Here is a 22472-nt window from a genome sequence, read left to right as displayed (position 1 = left end):
TGCGATCTACTCGTTGCTCATGAGCTACCTCTTCCCCGCCGACCTCCTGGAGACCCAGACCGAGTGGTACGCCACGTACTGGCTGCTCGCCGGGGTGCCCACCCCTCAGGCCACGGCCGCCCACCGGCACCGCCTGCACCAGCTCTCCGCCCGCATAGCCGGCCACCCCTACTGGCAGACCCCGGCCGGCACCCCCGCCGCCCGCATGGCCCTCAAGGAGCTGGCCCGCCTCCGCGCGGAAGAACGCCGGTGACACGGAGACGCCCGGCGACGGCCCCCGGATTCGCGCCGTCCGGCCGTCGCGGCGACCGCTAGCGCCGGACCCGCGGCATGCCCAGCCCGATCCAGGAGATGATCTCCCGCTGGATCTCGTTGTTGCCGCCGCCGAAGGTGAAGATGACGGCGCTGCGGTAGCCGCGTTCGAGTTCGCCGTGGAGGACGGCGCCGGCCGAGCCCTCCTTCAGGGGACCGGCGGCGCCCGCCACCTCCATGAGCCAGGCGTAGGCGTCGCGGCGCGCCTCGGAGCCGTAGACCTTGACGGCGGAGGCGTCCTGCGGGGTGAGGGTGGCGCGCTGGAGGGCGTCGACCATGCGCCAGTTGAGGAGTTTCATGGCGTCGAGGCGGGCGTGCGTACGGGCGAGGCGGGCGCGCACCCAGGTCAGGTCGATGACGCGGCGGCCGTCGGCGAGCTTGGTCTCGGCGGCCCAGCGCCGGACGTCGGCCAGCGCGCGGATGGCCATGGTGCCGTGGGCGGCGAGGGTGACGCGCTCGTGGTTGAGCTGGGTGGTGATCAGCCGCCAGCCCTTGTTCTCCTCGCCGACCCGGCGGGTGACGGGGACGCGGATGTTCTCGTAGTAGCTGGCGGTGGTGTCGTGGGAGGCGAGGGTGTTGATGAGGGTGCAGGAGTAGCCGGGGTCGGTGGTGGGGACGAGGAGCATGGTGATGCCCTTGTGGGGCGGGGCCTCGGGGTCCGTACGGACGGCGAGCCAGACCCAGTCGGCGGTGTCGCCGTTGGTGGTCCAGATCTTCTGGCCGTTGACCACGTAGTCGTCGCCGTCGCGCACGGCACGGGTCTTGAGGGCCGCGAGGTCGGTGCCCGCGTCGGGTTCGCTGTAGCCGATCGCGAAATCGAGTTCGCCGGAGAGGATGCGCGGCAGGAAGTACCGCTTCTGCTCCTCGGTGCCGAACTGCATGATCGTCGGGCCGACCGTGTTCAGCGCCATGAGCGGCAGCGGCACGCCCGCCTGCGCGGCCTCGTCGAAGAAGATGAACCGCTCCATCGGCGTCATTCCGCGCCCGCCGTACTCCTTCGGCCAGCCGACGCCGAGCCACCCGTCGCCGCCGAGGCGGCGGACGGTCTCCCGGTAGAAGCGCTTCTGCGCGGCGGCGTCGGCGTAGCGGGCGTAGGCGTTGTCGGGCACCAGCTCCGCGAAGTACGCGCGCAGTTCGGTGCGCAGCCGCTGCTGTTCCGGCGTGTATTCGAGGTGCACGGGCCCTCCTGGAGGCTGGGATCGCGCGGTCTCCGCGCCGACCGCGCACAGAGTAGAACCCGTTACAGAAATTAGGAACCCGCGGCAGCGCACGAATCCCTTGCCGAAGGGGCCGGAGGGGCCGTGGGGGGCCGAGGGAGCCGAAGGAGCTGTGGGGGCCGTCGGGCGCGTAAGAGGTGCGCGGGGCGTACGAGACCCATGGCGGGCCGTGAGCCGGCGGCGCCCGGCATGGACAGGCGCGCCAATTGTCTCGCCCCCCGTGCGAGGCAATTGGCGTGTTTCCTGCCGTTCATCGACGTGCTGCCGCGCTTCGTTCGCCCTTGGCGCTTTCGCTTCGACGGATGACGACTCTAGGCTGGGCGTGTTCCACCGACTTTGCTGAGCGTGCACGAAACTTGGTCGGTTGTGCGCCGTCGCCGGTCGCGCGCCGACGCCCGCGCGCCGCGCCGCGAACATCTGCCCCGCAGACCCACTGCCCGCCGAAACCTCTGAGGGAGGGGGCGTCCTGGGTGCGCGAGACGCTGGACACCAACGCCATTCCGCCGGGAGACCGGGAAGAACTCATTCGGCACGCGGTGTGGGAGTCCGTCGTGCGGATCGACATCAACCACCACCTGTCGCCGCAGGACCTCTCGGTCCAGGTGGCGCTGGACAACGCCGGAGTCATCGGCATCTGCTCCGCGCGGGCCACCGGCCTGACCATTCAGCGGACGCCGCGGCTGGCGCGGGAGGACACGGAGCCGGCGGTGTTCCTCGGGCTCCAACTGTCCGGCTCCAGCATGGTCATCCAGAACGGCCGCGAAGCCCTGCTGAAACCGGGCGACTTCGCCCTCTACGACACCGCCGTCCCGTACACCCTCGCCTTCGACTCCGGCGTCGACCAGCACTTCCTGCGCTTCCCCCGGTCGGCGCTCGCGCTGCCCGACCGGTCGCTGCGCGAGATCACCGCCACGACGCTGGGCCCCGACAACCCCGTCGCCGCTCTCGCGGCCGGCTACTTCAAGCAGGTGGCCGTGACCGAGGCGCTGCACCGCGGCCCGAACGCCGAGGCGATAGCGGAGCCCAGCGTCGAGCTGCTCCGCGCGGTCGTCGCCTCGCAGTTGGGGAACTCGGACCTCGCCCGCGGCCCGATGGCGGAGACGCTGAACCTGCGGATCATCCGCTACCTCCGGGCACACCTCGCCGACCGCGACCTCTCCGCCGAGCGGATCGCCGCCGCGCACGGCATCTCGGTCCGCCACCTCTACGCGGTGCTGGCCAAGTCGAACGTGACGCTGGGCGAGTGGATCCGCTCGCACCGACTGGAGGAGTGCCGCCGGGAACTGGCCGATCCACGGGCCCGCTACCGGACGATCGCGGCCATCGCGCGCGGCTGGGGTTTCGTGGACGCCACGCATTTCAGCAAGGTGTTCAAGCAGGCGTACGGCATGACCCCGCGGGCCTGGCGCAACCTCGACCGCTCGGCGGAGGCGAGCGGGGGCTGACGGCGGCGGCTGAAGGTGCCGGCTCCCCCGCGCGGGAACGCGAACCGCCCCCCGGAGGGGCCGCTCAGCAGGGGCTCACGACGGACAGCCCCGCTTCCGTCGCCGCGTCGAAGCCGTCTTCCACGGCGACGACCCGCCCGTCCGGTATCGCCTCTACGACTGCGGGTACCGCACCGTGAACGGTCCGAACCGTCGCCCCCGCCGACGGGCCACGGACGGGCCACGGACGGTCCCCCGCCCGCTCCTAATGCGCCCCGTCGTCAAGATCAAGCGAACCCGATGGAGGTCAAGGTCACAGCCGTTCCCTCTCCAGCTCACCTGCGGTCGCGGCCTAGCATCCGAGCATGACTGTCCTGCCTGACGATGGGCTCTCGCTGGCCTCCGAGTTCCCTGACGCCACCCATGAGCAGTGGCGACACCTCGTCGAGGGGGTCCTGCGCAAATCGGGGCGGGAGTTCTCGGGGAGGGCGGAGGACGCGCTGGCCGTCGAGATCGAGGCCGGGCTGCGCAGCCGTCCGCTGTACACCGCTGACGACGCGTCGCCCGAGCCGGGGCTGCCCGGGTTCGCGCCCTTCGCGCGGGGCGGGCGGGCCGAGGGGAATGTGCTCGGGGGGTGGGACGTACGGCAGCGGCACGCGGCGGCCGACGGCGGGGCGGTGCTGACCGATCTGGAGAACGGGGTCACGTCGCTGTGGCTGGTCGTGGGCGAGCACGGGGTGCCCGTGGCCTCGCTCGACCGGGTGCTCGACGGGGTCTATCTCGATCTGGCGCCGGTCGTCCTGGACGCCGGGGACGGCGTGGAGGCCGCCGCCGGTGAACTGCTGCGGCTGTACGGGGAGCGCGGCGTCGCCAAGGACGCGGCGCGCGGCAACCTGGGGGCGGACCCGCTGGGTTTTGAGGCCCGTACGGGAGCCGGTTTCGGCTTCGGGCCCGTCGCCGCTCTCGCGCGGCTGTGCTTCGAGGAGTACCCGGGGCTGCGGGCGGTGACCGTGGACGCGCTGCCCTACCACGAGGCCGGCGGGTCGGCGGCGCAGGAGTTGGGCTGTTCGCTGGCGACCGGGGTCGCCTATCTGCGGGAGCTGACCGCGGCGGGGCTGACGGTCGGGCAGGCCGTGGCGCAGCTCGAATTCCGGTACGCGGCCACCGCCGACCAGTTCCTGACGATCGCCAAGCTGCGGGCGGCGCGCCGGCTGTGGGCGCGGGTGGCCGAGGTGTGCGGGGCGGCGGGCCGGCAGGTCCAGCACGCCGTGACCTCGCCGGTCATGATGGCGCGGCGCGATCCGTGGGTGAACATGCTGCGGACGACGGTCGCGACGCTGGCCGCCGGGGTGGGCGGCGCGGACGCCGTGACCGTGCTGCCCTTCGACCACGCCCTCGGGCTGCCGGACGCGTTCGCGCGCCGTATCGCCCGTAACACCTCGACGATCCTGGTCGAGGAGTCGCACCTGGCGCGGGTGATCGACCCGGCGGGCGGCTCCTGGTACGTGGAGCGGCTCACCGACGAACTCGCCACCGCCGCGTGGGGGTTCTTCCAGCACATCGAGGGGGCGGGCGGGCAGGCCGCCGCCCTGCGCTCCGGCCGGCTCGGCGAGGAGCTGGCCGAGACGTGGCGGGCGCGCGGCGCGAAGCTCGCGAAGCGGCGCGAACCGATCACCGGGGTCAGCGAGTTCCCGCACCTCGCCGAGCGGCCCGTGGAGCGCGTACCCGCGCCCGCCCCGCCGTCCGGCGGGCTGCCGCGGGTACGGCGCGACGAGGCGTTCGAGGCGCTGCGCGACCGCTCCGACCGCCACCTCGCCGCGACCGGCGCCCGGCCGCGGATCTTCCTCGCCGCGCTGGGGCCCGCCGCCGCCCACACCGCGCGGCTCGCCTTCGCCGCCAACCTGTTCCAGGCGGGCGGCATCGAACCCGTCGACCAGGGCTCGTTCGAGGACAGCGGTGCCACCGAGGCCTGTCTGTGCTCCAGCGACGCGCTGTACGAGGAGCAGGCCGCCGAGGCCGCCGGGGCGCTCAAGGAGGCGGGCGCCCGGCAGGTGTTCCTCGCGGGCCGCCCCGGGCAGTACCCGGGGGTCGACGCCTATGTCTTCGCCGGCTGCGACGCCGTCGCCGTGCTCTCCGCCACCCTCGACCGCATGGGAGTGTCCTGATGGCAACGATGGGAATCCCGGACTTCTCCGGGATCGGCCTCGGGACGCCGAAGCCCGGCGGCGGCACGGCCGGCGACGGCGGGGCCGGCGGCAGCGCCGAGGCGTGGCAGGAGGCGGTCGAGAAGGCCGCCGCCGGTGACGATCTCCGCTGGGAGACCCCGGAGGGCATCTCGGTCAAGCCGCTCTATACCGGGCAGGACCTGGAGGGCCTGGACTTCCTCGGCACCTATCCGGGCATCGCCCCGTACCTGCGCGGCCCGTACCCGACGATGTACGTCAACCAGCCCTGGACGATCCGTCAGTACGCGGGCTTCTCCACGGCCGAGGAGTCCAACGCCTTCTACCGGCGCAACCTCGCGGCCGGCCAGAAGGGGCTGTCGGTCGCCTTCGACCTGCCCACCCACCGCGGTTACGACAGCGACCACCCCCGGGTGACCGGGGACGTCGGCATGGCGGGCGTGGCGATCGACTCGATCTACGACATGCGCCGGCTCTTCGACGGCATCCCGCTCGACCGGATGACCGTGTCGATGACGATGAACGGCGCCGTGCTGCCCGTACTCGCCCTGTACGTCGTGGCGGCGGAGGAGCAGGGCGTGCCGCCCGAGAAGCTGGCGGGGACCATTCAGAACGACATCCTCAAGGAGTTCATGGTCCGCAACACCTACATCTATCCGCCGGGCCCCTCGATGCGGATCATCTCCGACATCTTCGCGTACACCTCGCGGCGCATGCCGCGCTACAACTCCATCTCCATCTCCGGCTACCACATCCAGGAGGCCGGGGCCACGGCCGACCTGGAGCTGGCGTACACGCTCGCGGACGGCGTGGAGTACATCCGGGCCGGGCGGGCCGCGGGGATGGACGTGGACGCGTTCGCGCCCCGGCTCTCCTTCTTCTGGGCGATCGGCATGAACTTCTTCATGGAGATCGCGAAGCTGCGCGCCGCGCGGCTGCTATGGGCCAAGCTGGTCCGGCGGTTCGAGCCGAAGAACGCCAAGTCCCTGTCGCTGCGCACCCATTCGCAGACCTCCGGCTGGTCGCTGACGGCGCAGGACGTGTTCAACAACGTGACGCGTACGTGCGTGGAGGCGATGGCCGCGACCCAGGGCCACACGCAGTCCCTGCACACCAACGCCCTCGACGAGGCCCTGGCCCTGCCCACCGACTTCTCGGCGCGCATCGCCCGCAACACCCAGCTCCTGATCCAGCAGGAGTCGGGCACCACGCGCACGATCGACCCGTGGGGCGGCAGCGCCTATGTGGAGCGGCTGACGTACGACCTCGCGCGCCGGGCGTGGCAGCACATCGAGGAGGTCGAGGCGGCGGGCGGCATGGCGCGGGCCATCGACGCGGGCATCCCGAAGCTGCGGGTGGAGGAGGCCGCGGCCCGTACCCAGGCCCGTATCGACTCGGGCCGCCAGCCGGTCATCGGCGTGAACAAGTACCGCGTCGAGACGGACGAGCAGATCGACGTCCTGAAGGTCGACAACTCCTCGGTACGCGCCCAGCAGATCGACAAGCTGCGGCGGCTGCGCGCCGAGCGCGACGAACGGGCCTGCCAGGACGCGCTGCACGCGCTGACCCGCGCGGCGGAGGGGACGGGCAATCTGCTGGAGCTGGCGGTCGACGCGGCCCGCGCGAAGGCCACCGTCGGGGAGATCTCCGACGCCCTGGAGAAGGTGTACGGGCGGCACGCGAGCCAGATCCGTACGATCTCCGGTGTGTACCGCAACGAAGCCGGCGAGTCCCCGTCCATCGAGCGCACCCGCTCGCTCGTGGCGTCCTTCGAGGAGGCCGAGGGCCGGCGGCCCCGCATGCTGGTCGCCAAGATGGGCCAGGACGGCCACGACCGCGGCCAGAAGGTGATCGCCACGGCCTTCGCCGACCTCGGCTTCGACGTCGATGTCGGCCCGCTGTTCCAGACGCCGGAGGAAGTGGCCCGGCAGGCCGTCGAGGCGGACGTGCACGTCGTCGGGGTCTCCTCGCTGGCCGCCGGCCACCTCACGCTCGTACCGGCGCTGCGCGAGCGGCTGGCGGAGGAGGGCCGCGACGACATCATGGTCGTGGTCGGCGGGGTGATCCCGCCGCAGGACGTCGCGACGCTCCTGGAGATGGGCGCGGCGGCCGTCTTCCCGCCCGGCACGGTCATCCCGGACGCCGCGTACGACCTGGTGCGGCGGCTCGCCGCCGGCCTCGGCCACGACGAGCTGGGGCAGGCCGGACACGGGCGCACCGACGCCGACCAGGGCCGCTGACCCCATGGCGATCGACCTCGACACCTACGTCAAGGGCGTGCTCGACGGGAAGCGGGCGCTGGTGGCGCGCGCCATCACCCTCGTCGAGTCCACCCGCCCCGACCACCGGGCCCTGGCGCAGGAGCTGCTCACCGAGTTGCTGCCGCACAGCGGGCGGGCGCGGCGGATCGGCGTCAGCGGGGTGCCGGGCGTCGGCAAGTCGACGTTCATCGACGCGTTCGGCACCCGGCTCACCGGGCTCGGGCACCGGGTCGCGGTGCTCGCCGTCGACCCGTCGTCCAGCCGCACCGGCGGCTCCATCCTGGGCGACAAGACCCGCATGGAGCGCCTGGCCGTCGACCCGGCGGCGTTCGTACGCCCCTCCCCCACCGCCGGGACCCTCGGCGGCGTCGCCAAGGCGACGCGCGAGTCGATCGTGGTGATGGAGGCCGCCGGCTACGACGTGGTGCTCGTGGAGACGGTCGGCGTCGGCCAGTCCGAGACGGCCGTCGCGAACATGGTCGACTCCTTCCTGCTGCTGACCCTCGCCCGCACCGGCGATCAGTTGCAGGGCATCAAGAAGGGCGTCCTGGAGCTGGCGGACGTCATCGCCGTCAACAAGGCGGACGGGCCGCACGAACGCGACGCGCGCGGCGCGGCGCGGGAACTGGCGGGCGCGCTGCGGCTGATGCGCTCCGCCGACGCCGCCTGGACGCCGCCCGTGCTCAGTTGCAGCGCCCGCGAGTCGACGGGCCTCGATGAGGTGTGGGAACGCCTCGGACAGCACCGCGCGCTGCTCGACTCCACCGGCGCGCTGGCCGCCAAGCGCCGTACGCAGCAGGTGGACTGGGCGTGGACGATGGTCCGCGACACGCTCCTGAGCCGGCTCCATTCCGACCCGGCCGTACGCGCCCTGGCCCCCGATCTGGAGCGGCGGGTGCGGGCCGGGGAGCTGACGGCGACGCTCGCGGCCGAACGCATCCTCGACGCGTTCCGCACCGGAGAGCCCGGCTGCTGAGCATTACTAGCCGTCGATCTCGACCGGCGAGGGGCCGTCAATCGTACGAGCCCGCCCCTCATGGACGGGCTGCCGGTCACCCGGCAGTCGGCCGACAGCGCCCCGTGTCCCACATCACCTTCCGGGATGTGAACAGCGGTGTCCGGAGATCCCCTCGCCCTCTAGGCTGACCCGTGCAGCCGGTTCGCCCTGCTCGCCAGGCAGGCGCGTCGCAAGAGGGAACCCGGTGGGAATCCGGGACTGCCCCGCAGCGGTGAGCGGGAACGACCGCCGTCATACGCACTGGATCCGGCCATGGGTCCGGGAAGCGACGGCCAGTAGGTGTCTGCCCCGGCAGACGTGCCCGCGAGTCCGAAGACCTGCCCGTTGCCCGTGCGCGACCATTCGCGTACGGAACACCCCGGTGACCTCGTGGGCGGGTCGGCGTGCAGATCAGGTGGGACACCGCGCGGCCGCCGCGCGCACGTCCCCCGGTTCGTCGCCCTTCGCGTCCGCGTCCCGTCGCCGGGACGCTCAGGAGTCATCTCGCGAAGGAGATTTCCGTGACAGCGAAGTCCGCAGCCGCGGCAGCACGGGCCACCGTGTACGGCTACCCCCGCCAGGGCGCGCACCGTGAACTGAAGAAGGCCGTCGAGGGCTACTGGAAGGGCCGCGTCGGCGCCGACGCGCTCCGGGAGACCGCCGCGGGCCTGCGCCGGGAGAACTGGCGGCAGTTGGCCGACGCCGGCATCGACGAGGTGCCGACCGGCGACTTCTCGTACTACGACCACGTCCTGGACACCAGCGTCATGGTCGGCGCCGTCCCCGCCCGCCACCGCGCCGCCGTCGACGCCGACGCCGACGCCCTCGACGGCTACTTCGCCATGGCGCGCGGCACCCAGGACGTGGCGCCGCTGGAGATGACCAAGTGGTTCGACACCAACTACCACTACCTCGTCCCGGAGCTGGGCCCGGACACGGTCTTCGCGGCCGACTCCGCCAAGCAGGTCGCCGAGCTGACGGAGGCCCGCGCGCTCGGGCACACCGCGCGCCCGGTCCTCGTCGGCCCCGTCACCTACCTCCTGCTGGCCAAGCCCGCGCCCGGCGTCGCCGCCGGCTTCGCGCCGCTCACCCTCCTCGACCGGCTGCTGCCCGTGTACGCCGAAGTCCTCGCCGACCTCCGCGCGGCGGGCGCCGAGTGGGTGCAGCTCGACGAGCCCACCCTGGTCCAGGACCGCACCGCGGCCGAACTGGGCGCCGCCGCCCGCGCCTACCGCGACCTCGGCGCCCTCGCCGAACGGCCGAAGCTCCTCGTCGCCTCCTACTTCGACCGGCTCGGCGAGGCGCTGCCCGTCCTCGCCAAGGCCCCCGTGGACGGCCTCGCCCTCGACTTCACCGAGGCCGCCGCCGGCAACCTGGACGACCTCGCCGCCGTCGGCGGGCTGCCGGGCAAGCGGCTGATCGCGGGCGTCGTCAACGGCCGCAACGTCTGGCTCGACGACTTCGAGAAGTCCCTGGCCACCCTCGCCACCCTGCTCGGCCTCGCCGGCCGCGTCGACGTGGCCGCCTCCTGCTCGCTGCTGCACGTACCGCTCGACGCGGCGGCCGAGCGCGACATCGACCCGCAGATCCTGCGCTGGCTGTCCTTCGCCCGGCAGAAGACGGCGGAGGTCGTGACGCTCGCCCGCGGCCTCGCGCGCGGCAGGGACACGATCGCCACCGAGATCGCCGCCAACCGGGCGGGCCTCGCGTCGCGCGCGAACTCCCCCATCACGCGGGACCCGGCCGTACGGGCCCGCGCCGCCGCCGTCACCGACGCGGACGCCCGCCGCTCGGCCCCGTACGAGCGACGCGCCGCCGCCCAGCGCGAACGGCTCGGCCTGCCGCTGCTGCCGACCACCACGATCGGCTCGTTCCCGCAGACCGGCGAGTTGCGCGCGGCACGCGCCGACCTGCGCGCCGGCCGCCTCGACCCGGCGGGCTACGAGGAGCGCGTCAGGGACGAGATCCGCGAGGTGGTCGCCTTCCAGGAGCGGACGGGGCTCGATGTCCTGGTGCACGGCGAACCCGAACGCAACGACATGGTGCAGTACTTCGCCGAGCGGCTCACCGGCTACCTCGCCACCCAGCACGGCTGGGTGCAGTCCTACGGCACCCGCTATGTGCGCCCGCCGGTCCTCGCGGGCGACATCTCGCGCCCGGACCCGATGACGGTGCGCTGGACCTCGTACGCGAACTCGCTCACCGACCGCCCCGTCAAGGGCATGCTCACCGGCCCGGTCACCATGCTCGCCTGGTCCTTCGTCCGCGACGACCAGCCGCTCGCCGACACCGCCCGGCAGGTGGCGCTCGCCCTGCGCGACGAGGTCGACGACCTGGAGGCGGCGGGCACCTCCGTCATCCAGGTCGACGAGCCGGCCCTGCGCGAGACGCTGCCGCTGCGCGCCGCCGGCCGCCCCGCGTATCTGGCCTGGGCCACCGAGGCGTTCCGCCTCACCACCGGCGGCGCGCGCCCGGCGACCCAGATCCATACGCACATGTGCTACGCCGAGTTCGGCGACATCGTGCGGGCCATCGACGACCTGGACGCGGACGTCATCAGCCTGGAGGCGGCCCGCTCCCACATGCAGGTCGCCCGTGAACTGGCCGCGCACGGCTACCCGCGCGAGGCCGGGCCCGGCGTCTACGACATCCACTCGCCGCGCGTGCCCTCCGCCGAGGAGGCGGCGGCCCTGCTGCGCAAGGGGCTGGCGGCCATCCCCGCCGAACGCCTGTGGGTCAACCCCGACTGCGGTCTGAAGACCCGCGGCTGGCCCGAGACGCGCGCCTCGCTGGAGAACCTGGTCGCCGCGGCCCGTACGGTGCGGGCGGAGCTGCCGGACTCCTGAGGCGACGGGGCCGCGCGCGACCGTCCGTGCGCGGTCCCTGCCAACTCATGTCGCGAAGTGGCCATTTGACAGAAAAAGCGGAGCGAGAATCGATCACGGATGCCGCTTCGGGCGCTATATTTTCGCGATCGACGGACGGCGCGTCGCCGTCACGTCTCAGCAGCTTGAAGGAGTGCCTTCTTGAACACTCACCTTCGACACCGCGCCCGCCCCCGCAGAGTGCTGGCGCTGTTGGCGGCACTATGCGGAATGATCGGCGCGACGGCGCTCGGTACGAGCCCGGCGTCGGCGGCCGATCAGCGGCAGGCGATCTACGCCATCGCGCACCGGGTCGACACCCTGGCCGGCGTGGACGCCGCCCTCGCCCACGGCGCCAACGCCATCGAGATCGACACCTGCGCCTGGTGGAACCCGAACGAATGGCGCGCGTGGCACGACTGCTCCTCCGCCGGCGACAACCGGTACGGGCCCAGCTTCGACAGCATGGTCGACCGCATCCTCTCCAACGCCAAGGCGGGGCGCCGGCTGTCGCTGGTCTGGCTCGACATCAAGGACCCGAACTACTGCGGCGAACAGCCCAACCGCGGCTGCAGCGTCGCCGGGCTCCGCGACAAGGCGCAGCGGCTGACGGCCGCCGGCATCCAGGTGCTCTACGGCTTCTACGAGTACCACGGCGGCAACACCCCGGACGTCGGCGGCCGGGGCTGGAAGAGCCTGGAGGGCAGGCTCGGCCCGCTGGAGGGCATCACGACGACCGGCTCCCGCGACAAGGTCACGGGCGCCTTCAACCGGTCCGGCGCCGGATTCCCGAAGGGCCGCCGGGTGATGGACTACGGCGACACCGACATCACCAACGGGTTCGGCAACTGCACGGAAGCCACCTGGAACACGTGCGCCGAGCTGAAGAAGGGCGCCGCGGAGCGGTCCGCCGGGCAGCTCGCGGCCACCCTGTCCTGGACCGCCACCTACAACGACCCGTGGTACATCGACAAGCTGCTGGGCGACGCGCGGGTCGACGGCATCATCGCGGGCTACGGCGCCTTCACCGGGGTGCGCGACTACGACAACAGTTGGCAGTGCGCCAACGCCATCAACCTCATCCGCGACTGGGTGAACCGCCACAGCGGCACCCACCGCATGGCCAACAGCGGCGACCGGATGTTCCACTAACCGCCCCCATGGGGCCGGGGCGCGCCGCCCCGGCCCCTCAACGGGCGAAGGGCCCCGGCCCCACGGCCCCTGAGCCGATAGCCGGCGTACGGTCCCGGCCCGGACCCGTACGATGATCCGATGCGCCAGCCCGACTCGGAACCGTACTGGAACACCAACGTCGCCCGGCACCCGGGCATCCTCCGCGCCGTCCCCGCGGACTGCGGCGACGCGCTGGACGTGGGCTGCGGAGACGGGCTGCTGGCGCGCAAGCTCGCCGGGCGCGCCAAGCGGGTCACCGGCGTCGACAACTCGCCGGAAATGATCGCCCGCGCCCGCGAGTCGGCGACCGGCGACCCCCGACTCACCTTCATCGAGGACGACTTCCTCACCGCCGGCCTCCCCGACCAGGGCTTCGACTTCGTCTGCTCGGTGACCGCGATCCACCACATGGACTTCGAGCCGGCCCTCCTGCGGATGCGCGAACTGCTGCGCCCCGGCGGCACGCTGGTCGTCGTCGGCCTGGCCCGTGAGGTGAGCGCGGCGGACTGGGCGGTGCTCGTCGCCGCCGCCCCGGTCGTACGGGTCACCAAAGTGCTGCGCCGCGCGCGGGGCCCGGAGGGCATGCCGGTCGCCGACCCGCGGATGGGTTACGGGCAGGTGCGCGCGGCGGCGCGGGAGGTGCCGCCGGGGGTGCGTTACCGCCGCCATGTGCTCCGCCGGTACTCGTTGACCTGGGTGAAGCCGGGCTGAGCCGCGCGCCGCACCCGCGGGTGCGGCGGGGGCGGGGTGCGTCGTGCGTCGTGCGTCAGACGCTCGCCGGGGCTGTGCGGGTGAGGTAGGCCGTGACCTCGGCCCGGTGTGGCTGGCTTTCTCTGGCGCCGGGGCCCGTGCAGGAGAGGCCCGCGGCGACGGCGGCGAAGGCCGCTGCGGCGGCCGGTTCCGCGCCGCGGTCGAGTTCGGCGAGGTAGCAGCCGACGAAGCAGTCGCCCGCCCCGGTGGCGTCGCGGACCCGTACGTCGATGGCGGCTCCGGACTGGGTGGCGCCGGTCGGCGTGTGCAGCGTCCAGCCGCGGGCGCCGTCGGTGACCAGGAGGTGGGTGCGGTGCTTCGCCGCGACGGCGGCGAGGTCCCGGCCGAGGAGCCGTTCGGCCTGGATGCGGCCGATGACCGTGTGTTCGGCCACCGTCAGGGCGGCGCGCGCCGCGTCGGGGTCCTCGCAGCCGTCGAGGTCGACGACGGTACGTACGCCCGTGGCGCCGTCCAGGAGGTCCGCCGCCCAGGGGAAGCGGTAGCCGTCGAGGTAGAGCCAGCCGCCGCCGGCCTCGGCGCACCGGCGCACCACGGCCGCCACATGGTCCGCGGTGACGTCGTCGTCCTCGCTGATGATCGAGCGCTCGCCGTCCGGGGTGACGAGGATGAGCGCGGTGGTGAGGCGGCCCCGGCGGGAGGTCCAGGCCACGTCCACGCCGTCGGCGCCGAGGGCGTCGAGGAAGGCGGTGCTCAGCGCGTCGGGCCCGACCACTCCGGCGAAGCGGGCGTCGGCGCCCATGCGGGCCGCTGCCGCCGCCACGTTGGCGCCCATGCCTCCGTCGTGGCGCTCGATGCCGAGGGCCTGCACACGGTCCCCGGCGCCGGGGAGAACGGGCACGTTCACCGTGAGGTCGCTGTTGCCGTACCCGCAAAAAACGATCATGAAGAAGGGCACCCCATTCGCTGTGGAACCGCCGGCCGGCCGTCGGCGGGGCCGGGCCGCCGCGGCGCCGGTCGCCCGCCGGTCGCGCCGTCGCTGAGCGGCGGACCCGGGTCGTGGTGATGCACCGTAGGCGCGCTTCCGGAAGAACGTCAACGGGGGCCGGCCGGGTACGGGGGGCAACGCTGGGCGATCATTCGCGCACGCAAAGTTGATGCAGCCGACCCGTTGACCAAACGTCATGACGTTCGGATACTTTCGGCATGGCTTGGGATGACGAAGACCTGGTGGATGGCCCCGTACCGAAGTGGCATCAGATCGCCGAGCTGCTCCGATCGGCCATCGCCGATGGAGAGTTCACCGCCGGTGACGCGCTGCCGTCCGAAACGCTGCTCACGCGGCGCTTCGGCATCAGCCGCACCACCGCCCGCAGCGCTCTGAACGAGCTGGAGGGCGACCAACTGGTGAGCCGGCGGTCCGGCAAGGGCACCATCGTGCTCCCGCCCAAGGTCGAACAGCCGCTGAACCTGCTGGCCTCGTTCTCGGACGACATGCGGGCCCGCGGCCTGGCGCCGGGCTACCGCCTGGTCGCCGTCTCCGTGCTGCCCGCTCCCGCGCAGGTCGCCAAGGAGCTGGGGCTGACCGAGGGTGACGACGCGGTCTGCGTGGACCGGGTGCTGCTCGCCGACGACGAGCCCATCGCCTCCAGCGTCTCGTGGCTCTCGCCCCTGGTCGTGGACCCCGCGACGCCGCCGCCCGAGGCGGCGCTGCGCGACTCCTCGCTCTACCAGTGGATCGAGCGCACCACCGGTACGCGCATCAGCTCGGGCGAGGAGTACATCGAGGGCGGCGTCGCCGACGCGCAACTGGCGCAGCGGCTGGCCGTCGCCAAGGGCGCTCCGATCCTGATCGCGCGCCGCCGCTCGCTCTCGGCGACCGCCGTCCCCCTGGAGTACGTGGTCATCACGTACCGGGCCGACAGATACCGCTTCCGAATCGAGCTCACTCGCCCATGAACACAGCCCCCACCACGGACACGGCAGGGCCCACGGGGAAGACCGCGGTCTTCGTCGGGGACACCGTGTTCGACACCACCCTCCGCGTGGGCTCCCTGCCCGCCGCCGACGAGAAGGTGGTCAGCGACTACCTCACCGACGCGGTCGGCGGCGTGGTGACCAACGCGGCCGTCGCCTGCTCCCTCACCGGTACGCCGACGGCCCTGGTCAGCTCCGTCGGCACGGACGCGGCCGGCCGGCAGTGCGCGGAGCAGGCCCGCGGCCTCGGCGTGGACTTCCGGCCCGAGGTGTCCGAGGGCCCCTCCAGCCGGGCCGTCATCACCATCGCCGAGGACGGCGAGAAGCACCTCATCCTCGTGCCCGGCGTCCGCATGTACCCCTCCGAGGCCGTCTGCCGGCGGCTCACCCTCGACGACGCGGGCTGGCTGCACACCGCGGTCTACGACCCCGTCGCCGCGTGGGCCGTCATCGCCCGCTGCGCCGAGCGCGGCGTGCCGTGGTCGATCGACCTGGAACCGGCGACGTTCCCCGACGGCATCGGGGCGCTCGCGGACCATATCGACGGCGCGGCCGCGGTGTTCTGCAACACGCACGCCGCCCGCGCCATCGGGCCCGACGCGATCACCACGCTGTTCGGCCTCGGCGCCCGCTCGGTGGTGTTCACCGACGGCTCGCACGGCGCCCGCTGGTGCGTGCCGGGCGCCGCCGAGGTCACCGTGCCCGTCGCCGCCGGCGCGGCCCCCGTGGTCGACACGACGGGCGCGGGCGACTGCCTGGCCGGGTCGTTCGTCGGCATGATGCTCGACTCCGGCGACCCGCTCGACGCGCTCCGCTACGCGGTGGCGGCGGCCTCCCACAGTTGCTCCGGTTTCGGCGGCCACCAGTCGTACGCCACGCGGGGCGAGCTGGCAGAGCTGACAGGGAGGTACGCATGACGCTGCTGAGTGAGGAGACGGACGTCTTCGAGGCGGCGCCGGGACAGCGGTGCGCCGTCCTGTTCCTGGCCCGTCGGCGGGCCCCGTCTCCCGAGAACCCCGACCGCGCGGTGCGGCCGGTCATGGCGCGGCTCGACGCGCTCAAGGCGGAGGGCTGGCGGCTCTCCGTGGACCGCGTCCTCGCGGGCGACGGAGCCGAGGCGGACGAACACCCCGACTCCCCCACGGTGTACGCCACCGGGTTCTCCCATGACGTCGACTTCGTCGGCCTGTTCGAGGCCCCCACCCCATCCGCCGCCCTGCGCGGCGTGACCGCCCTCGAAGCGGCGGGCTGGGCGCGTGCGCTGCGCACCCAATGGCTCATCGGGCCGCGCGAGTTCCTGCCAGTGGTCGGCGCCGCGTCCCGGCCCGAGGACGACTGGGCGTTCTTCGCGCTCTGGAAGTGGAACGCCGCCTGGCACGCCGCCTCCGCGGAGCAGCGCCGCGCCTACGACCTGGAGTGCGATGTCGCGTTCGCCGCGGACGTACGGGCCGGGGCCGCCATCGCCGGCCGGCACCGGCTCGACGGCGCGAGCGAGTGGGACCACGTCGGGGTGTGGCGGGTGCCGGGCGTGGCCATGGTGCAGGCGGCGATGCGGGAGCACACGCGGGTCGCGGACTTCAAGTTCACGACGTCCCGCCACTATCTCGGCCGTCGCACGCGGCTCGATGACGCCTTGCGAAGGAAATGACATGAGTGATGTGAGCGACGTGAGTGAAGACCCCGGCACGGTCTGGCTGCACTACTCCCTCCCCCGTACCGCGTGGTTCGAGCTCGAACCCGCCGCCCGGGCCCGGCACGAGGAGGCGTTCCGCGCGGAGCGCGACGCCTCCGAGCGGCTGGGCGGGAAACGGGCCGGTGTCTTCCACGTCCGGGGGCAGAGCGACTACTCCGAGGTGGAGATCTGGTTCTTTCCCACCGCCGAGCTGGCCTTCGACCACTGGTCCCGGCTGGTGACCGCCGGATACACCGACTGCTTCGAGTTCTCCAATCAGGTGGGGACGGCCGACCCGGCCGGCCCGGCAGCGCCTGAGGCAATTGAAAGGACATCATGAACAACCCCGTCGACCACACCGCAGGCGAGCGAACCGTCGGCGTCTTCCCGCCCAAGGAGTCGGCGCTGACCTCGATCTTCGGCACCGAGCGCGTCGTCATCGGCGTCGTGCACTGCCCGCCGCTCCCCGGCAGCCCGCACTACCGCGGCGAGTCCATCGCGGACATCGTGAAGTTCGCCGTGGAGGAGGCCACGGCGTACCAGCGGGGCGGGGTCCACGGCCTGATCGTGGAGAACGCCTGGGACCTGCCCTTCCCCAAGCCCGAGGACCAGGGCTTCGAGACCGCGGCGAACCTGGCCGTGATCAGCGACCACGTCCGCGAGAAGGCGGGCCTGCCGGTCGGCGTGAACGTCCTGGCGAACGGCGCGCACTGCTCGATAGCCACCGCCCAGGCCGCCCAGTCGTCCTTCGTCCGCGTCAACCAGTGGGCGAACGCGTACGTGGCCAACGAGGGCTTCATCGAGGGGCTGGCCCCCTCCGCCACCCGGTACCGGGCGACGCTCCGCGCCGAGCAGCTCAAGGTCTTCGCGGACGTGCACGTCAAGCACGGTTCGCACTCCATCATCGCCGACCGGAGCCTGGCCGAGCAGACGGAGGACAACGAGTTCTTCGACGCGGACGTGCTCATCGCGACCGGTGGCCGCACCGGCGACGAGGCCGCGGAGAGCGAGGTCCGGGGCATCATGGACGCCACGCGGCTGCCGGTGATCATCGGCTCGGGCATGACCGAGAACAACGCCGAACGGCTGCTCTCCCTGTGCCACGGCGCCATCGTGGCCTCCTCGCTCAAGGAGAACGGCCGCTGGTGGGGCCGGGTCGACCAGGCGAAGGTCCGGGCGTTCACCCGGCACGCCGAGCGCGCGGGCTACCAACTGCCCTGACCAGCGACGTGCTCGACCGTTGAAAACCGCTGGTGGGCCGCACCGCCCGCCGGGCCCCCGGTGCGGGAACCACCCCCGGGCCCCCGGCGCACGGCCCCCGACACCGGGACGAACCCCGCCACGGGACCGGCCCACCAGCCACCGCCGACGGCCGCCCCGCGACTGCCGGCCCCAACAGAACGACGGGCTCTCCTCGGCGCCGACGATTCCCCTCCGGCCGTGTCAGCACCGGCCGCGGAACCGCGCCGACGCGGCCGGGCCGCCTCCCGGCCCGGCCGCCAGGCCCCTCTCCCCACTCCCCACCCACCGGCGACGTCCGGCAGCGACAGCGGAGGTACCCCCTTATGCAAGCGCGGCACACACATGCCCGGTCGGCGCCGCCCGGCCCCCTCAGCGCGGCCCTCAAGGAGCGCAACGCGGACGTATGGGACCAGGCGCGCACCATGCGGTTCGTCCGCGAGGTCGCCGACGACACCATCGGCGACACCGTCTTCGCCCGCTACCTGCTCTTCGAGCGGGAGTTCGTGGACACCGCGGCCCGGCTGGCGGGCGCGGCCGTCCGCGAGGCGCCCGGCGCGGCGGCGCTGACCGGACACGCCCGTACGCTCCACGCCCTGGTCACGGACCAGTACGACTACTTCAGCCGGGCGCTGGAGACCACCGGTGTGCCGGAGGTCGGCCCGCGCGCCCAGGAGCAGGCGTCCGTGCTGACCGAGGAGGTCCTGGACGCGGCCGACGCGTACGGCTACCCGGCCATCGTGACGTGCATGTACGCGGCGGAGTCGCTGTACGAGACCTGGTGCGGCGAGGCCGTCCGCTCGCCCTCCGCGCGGGCCGAGATCGCGGACTGGGTGCGGCTGCACACCGAGGAGCCCTTCACCACGCAGGTGCGGTTCCTGGAAGCCGAGATCGACGCGCTGGAGATCCTGCCCGAGACCGCGGCGGACCTGGTCACGGTCTTCGGGAAGGTGCTCGCCGCGGAGATCCGCTTCCACGACGCCGCCTATGTCGAGTAGCCGCCGCCTCGTCCGATTCGCCCCGGCCCGACCGGCCCACTGACCGACTGCCCGACCCGACTGATGACAGCCACCGCTACTGATCGCTCGTAGAAACACGGAAGGTGGAGCGATGCCGGACGCAAGCGAACACAGCAATATCCTCGACAGGATCGGCATTCCGCGAAGTCTGGCAGCGGGGTATCTGGCTCTGGCGTTCTTCATGATCGGAGACGGCGTCGAACAGGGCTATCTGTCGGCGTTCCTCAACGACCAGGGCTTCCCCTCCCACCAGGTCGCCCTGATGTTCACGCTCTACGGCGTGACCGCCGGGGTCTCCGCGTGGATGGCCGCCGCCCTCTCCGACGTCTTCGGCCCGCGCCGGCTGATGGCGGTCGGCGTCGCGGTGTGGGTGGTCTTCCACGTCCTCTTCGTCACGTTCGGGGTGACCCAGCACTCGGTGGTGGCGCTGCTCATCTGCTACGGGCTGCGCGGATTCGGCTACCCGCTCTTCGCGTACGGGTTCCTGATGTGGGTCGTACGGACGGCGAGCCCGGAGAAGCTGGGCGTGGCCGTGGGCTGGTTCTGGTTCGCGTACATAGCGGGCTTCTCCACGCTGAGCCCGCTGATCGCCAAGGAGTCCATCGCCCTCATCGGACCGCTGCCGACGCTGTGGGCGGCCCTGGTGGTGATCGCGATCGGCGCGGCCATCGGCATGCGGGTGCGCGCCCCCGGCGGGGACCGCCCGATCGCCCGCCCGGAGGAGAATCCGCTGCGCGGCCTGGTCAAGGGCGTCTCCGTGCTCTGGCAGGAGCCCAGGGTGGCCGTGGCGGGGGCGGTCCGGGTCATCAACGGCGTCTCGCAGTTCGGCTTCCCGGTCTTCCTGCCCGTCTACTTCACGAAGTCCCTCGGGTTCGCGCTCGGCGACTGGCTCACCATCTACTCCGTCATGTACCTGGTGAACCTGGGGTTCAACCTGCTCGCCGGCTACTGGAGCGACAAGTACGGCGTCACGCCCGTACTGCGCTGGATGGGCTGCGTCGGGTGCGCCGTCACCACGGTCGCCTTCTACTACATCCCCACCGCGACCCACAGCTTCTGGCTGTCCCTGCTCGTCGGCAGCCTGTTCTGCGCCTGCCTGGCCGGGTTCTCCCCGATGTCCGCCCTGATGCCGCAGATCGCCCCGCGGCGTACGGGCGCGGCCATGGCCGGGCTGAACCTCGGCGCGGGCCTGGGCACGGCGGCCGGCCCGGCGCTCGTCGGCCTCTGCCTGACGCCGATCGGTGTGGAGGGCACCATGTGGGTCTTCGGTGCGTGCTACATCATCGGCGCCCTGCTCACCGTCTTCCTCAACCGCACCACACCGCGCGACCCGTCCCTGTCCGCTGTGGCGGGACCGCGCCCGGCCGAGGTCGGCTGACGGCCCCGTCACCCGGTAAGGTGCCCGCATGCACGTGAAGTTGACGTCTCCGCCGCCCGCCGCCTGAGGCGGGCAGTCACGCCGCCACCCCGGTGCGCCGGGGTGGCGGCGCGGGTTGCCCACGAAGCATTCGTGCAGGCAATCGACCGAGGAGACGTCCTTTGCAGTCCTCTTCAGCCCTGCCCGTGTGGCGGGGCGCTCTCTATGTGGCGATCGCGGCCACCGCCTGGGGAACCGGCGGCGCCGTGGCGACCGCGATGTACGACGCCGGCGGGATCGGGCCCGTCGCCGTCACCTTCTGGCGGTTCCTCGCCGGAGTCGTACTGCTCCTGGCGGCCCATACCGTCCGGCGGGCCCGGCGGCCCGAGGCGGTGCCCCCGCTGCGCGCGGTGTACGCGGGGAACCCGCGGCGGGCCCTGATCACGGGCATCGGCATGGCGATGGCCCAGACCGCCTACTTCGCCGCCGTGCAGCAGGCCGGGCTGGCCGTGGGCACGGTGGCGACGCTGGGCGCGGGCCCGGTGCTGGTGGCCGTCGGCGCCCGGCTGACGCTGGGCGAGCGCGCCGGGGCCGCCGGGATCGCCGCGGTGGTGTGCGGCGTCGCCGGCCTGGCGCTGCTGATGGGCGGGGCCGACGGGACGACCGGGCCCGATCCCCTGCTGGGCATCGGCTACGCGATGTTCTCCGCCGTCGGCTACGCCGGGGTGACCCTGCTGGGGCGCTTCTCCGGGCGCGGCCCCGGCGGCGTGTTCGAGTCGACGGTGCCCGGCTTCACCGTGGGCATGCTCTGCCTGCTGCCGCTGGCCTGGTGGGAGGGGCTGGTGCCCGGCATGGACCGGCCGGCGGTGACCTTGGGGCTGATCCTCTACCTGGGGGCGGTGCCGACGGCGCTGGCGTACATCCTGCTGTTCACCGGCCTCCGCGTGGTACGGGCGACCACGGCCTCCGTGATCGCCCTGGTCGATCCGCTCGCCGCGGCGGCCATCGGCGTCCTCGCCTTCGGCGAGCGGCTGAACGCGATCGTCCTCACCGGCACGGCACTGCTGCTGTTCGCCGTGGTGTTCCTCGCGGTCCACGAGGGCTCCGGGCGGCCGAGCCCGTCGGTCGCTACCGAGCCGGAACGGGGCCGGGGCCGGCGCGCTCCGCGGCAGTCCGCGGGGGCCGAGGAATGACCTCCGGCTGACGGCTGACGGCTGACGGCTGACGGCTGACGGCCGGACCGTCTCAGCTGACCACCGTGACCCGCACCCCGAGGTCCTCCATGGCCGCAAGCTCCGCCTGGGGGGCCTCGGAGTCGGTGATCAGGGTGTGCACGTCGGCCGTCGGGCAGATCTTGGCGAAGGTGGTCCGGCCGATCTTGGAGTGGTCGGCGACGACGACCGTACGGCTGCCGTGCCCGGCGAAGGCGCGGTCGGTGGCGGCCTCCAACTGGTCGTGCGTGGTGCAGCCGTGGGCGGCGCTGATGCCGTCGACGCCGAGGAAGGCGATGTCGGTGTGGTGGTCGGCGAGGGTCTTCTCGGCGATGGGGCCGACCAGCTCGTAGCTCTGGCTGCGGGCGGTGCCGCCGATCACGATCAGGGTGACGGTGGGGCGGAGCACCAGGTTCGCCGCGATGTTGACGGCGTTGGTGACGATGGTGACCGGGCCGCGGTCGGCGAGGATGCGGGCCACTTCCGTGGTGGTGGTGCCGCCGCTGAGTCCGACCACCGCCCCCTCGGGGACGAGCGCGGCGGCCGCGCGGGCGATCGCCTGTTTCTGCGGGGAGCGCTGGGCGGCACGGTGCTGGAGCGGCAGTTCGATGGAGAGTCCGCTGGGGAGCGCGCCGCCGTGCGTACGGTCGAGCAGCCGCTGCTCGCTCAGGTGCCGCAGATCGCGCCGCACGGTAGCGGGCGAGACGCCGAGCAGCCGGGAAAGCTGCGTCACGTCGGCACTGCCCTGCGCTGCCACATGGTCGAGTATCCGCGCGTGGCGGTCGTTTCTCAGCACGCGGTGAGCATAGCCTTGACAACTGCTTCCGCTCACGCTCGTGCGCAGAATGCGCACATGAA

19 protein-coding genes and 1 riboswitch are annotated in these 22472 nt (G+C 72.8%); of the genes, 16 read left to right on the top strand and 3 right to left on the bottom strand.

The window, feature by feature from the left end:
• The first annotated feature begins 19 nt into the window (after positions 1 to 19).
• Positions 20 to 253: a hypothetical protein gene (locus tag IF55_RS31815; protein WP_030889427.1), complete on the top strand. Its 234-nt coding sequence runs from the start codon at positions 20 to 22 to the stop codon at positions 251 to 253.
• Between the two features lie 58 nt (positions 254 to 311).
• Here IF55_RS31815 and IF55_RS31810 read toward each other — a convergent pair whose 3' ends face one another.
• Positions 312 to 1490: an acyl-CoA dehydrogenase family protein gene (locus IF55_RS31810; RefSeq protein WP_030889430.1), complete on the bottom strand. Its 1179-nt coding sequence runs from the start codon at positions 1488 to 1490 to the stop codon at positions 312 to 314.
• Positions 1491 to 1999: 509 nt separating this feature from the next.
• Between IF55_RS31810 and IF55_RS31805 the strand changes: the two genes are divergently transcribed.
• The 7 genes from IF55_RS31805 (at position 2000) to IF55_RS31775 (ending at position 13142) form a co-directional block, all read left to right on the top strand.
• A complete protein-coding gene (locus IF55_RS31805) occupies positions 2000 to 2974 on the top strand; it encodes a helix-turn-helix domain-containing protein (protein WP_030889433.1) in 975 nt (324 codons plus the stop codon).
• 344 nt (positions 2975 to 3318) lie between these two features.
• Positions 3319 to 5118, top strand: coding sequence for a methylmalonyl-CoA mutase family protein (locus IF55_RS31800; RefSeq protein WP_030889435.1), 1800 nt, complete (start codon positions 3319 to 3321; stop codon positions 5116 to 5118).
• An 8-nt stretch (positions 5119 to 5126) separates the two neighbouring features.
• Positions 5127 to 7376, top strand: coding sequence for a methylmalonyl-CoA mutase (gene scpA / locus IF55_RS31795; RefSeq protein WP_048832902.1), 2250 nt, complete (start codon positions 5127 to 5129; stop codon positions 7374 to 7376).
• A 4-nt stretch (positions 7377 to 7380) separates the two neighbouring features.
• Positions 7381 to 8373 carry a methylmalonyl Co-A mutase-associated GTPase MeaB gene (meaB, locus tag IF55_RS31790; protein ID WP_030889440.1) on the top strand — a complete coding sequence of 331 codons (993 nt, stop codon included), beginning with the start codon at positions 7381 to 7383 and terminating at the stop codon, positions 8371 to 8373.
• Positions 8374 to 8536: 163 nt separating this feature from the next.
• A riboswitch (cobalamin riboswitch) is annotated at positions 8537 to 8754 on the top strand.
• A 161-nt stretch (positions 8755 to 8915) separates the two neighbouring features.
• A complete protein-coding gene (gene metE / locus IF55_RS31785; protein ID WP_030889442.1) occupies positions 8916 to 11240 on the top strand; it encodes a 5-methyltetrahydropteroyltriglutamate--homocysteine S-methyltransferase in 2325 nt (774 codons plus the stop codon).
• Positions 11241 to 11489: 249 nt separating this feature from the next.
• Positions 11490 to 12410 carry a PI-PLC domain-containing protein gene (locus IF55_RS31780; RefSeq protein WP_245661559.1) on the top strand — a complete coding sequence of 307 codons (921 nt, stop codon included), beginning with the start codon at positions 11490 to 11492 and terminating at the stop codon, positions 12408 to 12410.
• Positions 12411 to 12530: 120 nt separating this feature from the next.
• On the top strand, positions 12531 to 13142 hold the full coding sequence (locus IF55_RS31775; RefSeq protein ID WP_048832899.1) for a class I SAM-dependent methyltransferase: 612 nt from the start codon (positions 12531 to 12533) through the stop codon (positions 13140 to 13142).
• A gap of 55 nt (positions 13143 to 13197) precedes the next feature.
• On the opposite strand, the gene IF55_RS31770 is transcribed toward IF55_RS31775, so the two are convergent.
• Positions 13198 to 14085 carry a carbohydrate kinase family protein gene (locus IF55_RS31770; RefSeq protein ID WP_030889451.1) on the bottom strand — a complete coding sequence of 296 codons (888 nt, stop codon included), beginning with the start codon at positions 14083 to 14085 and terminating at the stop codon, positions 13198 to 13200.
• Positions 14086 to 14345: 260 nt separating this feature from the next.
• On the opposite strand from IF55_RS31770, the gene IF55_RS31765 reads away from it, so the two are divergent.
• From IF55_RS31765 to IF55_RS31730, 8 genes are all read left to right on the top strand, one after another.
• The gene (locus IF55_RS31765; RefSeq protein ID WP_030889454.1) at positions 14346 to 15098 is read left to right on the top strand and encodes a GntR family transcriptional regulator; all 753 of its coding nucleotides are present in this window, start codon (positions 14346 to 14348) and stop codon (positions 15096 to 15098) included.
• Positions 15095 to 16033, top strand: coding sequence for a carbohydrate kinase family protein (locus IF55_RS31760; RefSeq protein WP_030889457.1), 939 nt, complete (start codon positions 15095 to 15097; stop codon positions 16031 to 16033). The genes IF55_RS31765 and IF55_RS31760 overlap by 4 nt, the downstream gene beginning before the upstream one ends.
• Positions 16030 to 16764: a hypothetical protein gene (locus IF55_RS31755; protein WP_030889460.1), complete on the top strand. Its 735-nt coding sequence runs from the start codon at positions 16030 to 16032 to the stop codon at positions 16762 to 16764. The genes IF55_RS31760 and IF55_RS31755 overlap by 4 nt, the downstream gene beginning before the upstream one ends.
• A gap of 1 nt (position 16765) precedes the next feature.
• The gene (locus IF55_RS31750; protein ID WP_030889463.1) at positions 16766 to 17128 is read left to right on the top strand and encodes a hypothetical protein; all 363 of its coding nucleotides are present in this window, start codon (positions 16766 to 16768) and stop codon (positions 17126 to 17128) included.
• Positions 17125 to 18009, top strand: coding sequence for a BtpA/SgcQ family protein (locus IF55_RS31745; protein ID WP_030889466.1), 885 nt, complete (start codon positions 17125 to 17127; stop codon positions 18007 to 18009). The genes IF55_RS31750 and IF55_RS31745 overlap by 4 nt, the downstream gene beginning before the upstream one ends.
• A 344-nt stretch (positions 18010 to 18353) precedes the next feature.
• Positions 18354 to 19025, top strand: coding sequence for a TenA family protein (locus IF55_RS31740; RefSeq protein WP_030889469.1), 672 nt, complete (start codon positions 18354 to 18356; stop codon positions 19023 to 19025).
• Between the two features lie 112 nt (positions 19026 to 19137).
• Complete coding sequence (locus IF55_RS31735; RefSeq protein ID WP_048832895.1) at positions 19138 to 20424, top strand: MFS transporter; 1287 nt, start codon at positions 19138 to 19140, stop codon at positions 20422 to 20424.
• A gap of 161 nt (positions 20425 to 20585) precedes the next feature.
• Positions 20586 to 21596, top strand: coding sequence for a DMT family transporter (locus tag IF55_RS31730; RefSeq protein ID WP_030889475.1), 1011 nt, complete (start codon positions 20586 to 20588; stop codon positions 21594 to 21596).
• Positions 21597 to 21648: 52 nt separating this feature from the next.
• On the opposite strand, the gene IF55_RS31725 is transcribed toward IF55_RS31730, so the two are convergent.
• Positions 21649 to 22410, bottom strand: a complete 762-nt coding sequence (locus IF55_RS31725) for a DeoR/GlpR family DNA-binding transcription regulator (RefSeq protein WP_030889478.1) — start codon at positions 22408 to 22410, stop codon at positions 21649 to 21651.
• Positions 22411 to 22472 lie beyond the last annotated feature (62 nt).

Source organism: Streptomyces varsoviensis, assembly GCF_000718635.1.
GTDB lineage: Bacteria > Actinomycetota > Actinomycetes > Streptomycetales > Streptomycetaceae > Streptomyces > Streptomyces varsoviensis.
The sequence above is the reverse complement of the archived record's forward strand: the minus strand, read 5'-3'. Positions and strand labels throughout refer to the sequence as shown.

What these genes read in the sequence shown, in the direction of transcription:
- IF55_RS31750 (WP_030889463.1), top strand. Translation starts at nt 16,766, where the DNA reads ATGAGTGATGTGAGCGACGTGAGTGAAGACCCCGGCACGGTCTGGCTG.
- IF55_RS31735 (WP_048832895.1), top strand. Translation starts at nt 19,138, where the DNA reads ATGCCGGACGCAAGCGAACACAGCAATATCCTCGACAGGATCGGCATT.
- IF55_RS31745 (WP_030889466.1), top strand. Translation starts at nt 17,125, where the DNA reads ATGAACAACCCCGTCGACCACACCGCAGGCGAGCGAACCGTCGGCGTC.
- scpA (WP_048832902.1), top strand. Translation starts at nt 5,127, where the DNA reads ATGGGAATCCCGGACTTCTCCGGGATCGGCCTCGGGACGCCGAAGCCC.
- meaB (WP_030889440.1), top strand. Translation starts at nt 7,381, where the DNA reads ATGGCGATCGACCTCGACACCTACGTCAAGGGCGTGCTCGACGGGAAG.
- IF55_RS31740 (WP_030889469.1), top strand. Translation starts at nt 18,354, where the DNA reads ATGCAAGCGCGGCACACACATGCCCGGTCGGCGCCGCCCGGCCCCCTC.
- IF55_RS31760 (WP_030889457.1), top strand. Translation starts at nt 15,095, where the DNA reads ATGAACACAGCCCCCACCACGGACACGGCAGGGCCCACGGGGAAGACC.
- IF55_RS31755 (WP_030889460.1), top strand. Translation starts at nt 16,030, where the DNA reads ATGACGCTGCTGAGTGAGGAGACGGACGTCTTCGAGGCGGCGCCGGGA.
- IF55_RS31800 (WP_030889435.1), top strand. Translation starts at nt 3,319, where the DNA reads ATGACTGTCCTGCCTGACGATGGGCTCTCGCTGGCCTCCGAGTTCCCT.
- IF55_RS31780 (WP_245661559.1), top strand. Translation starts at nt 11,490, where the DNA reads ATGATCGGCGCGACGGCGCTCGGTACGAGCCCGGCGTCGGCGGCCGAT.
- IF55_RS31770 (WP_030889451.1), bottom strand. Translation starts at nt 14,085, where the DNA reads ATGATCGTTTTTTGCGGGTACGGCAACAGCGACCTCACGGTGAACGTG.
- IF55_RS31765 (WP_030889454.1), top strand. Translation starts at nt 14,346, where the DNA reads ATGGCTTGGGATGACGAAGACCTGGTGGATGGCCCCGTACCGAAGTGG.
- IF55_RS31815 (WP_030889427.1), top strand. Translation starts at nt 20, where the DNA reads ATGAGCTACCTCTTCCCCGCCGACCTCCTGGAGACCCAGACCGAGTGG.
- IF55_RS31775 (WP_048832899.1), top strand. Translation starts at nt 12,531, where the DNA reads ATGCGCCAGCCCGACTCGGAACCGTACTGGAACACCAACGTCGCCCGG.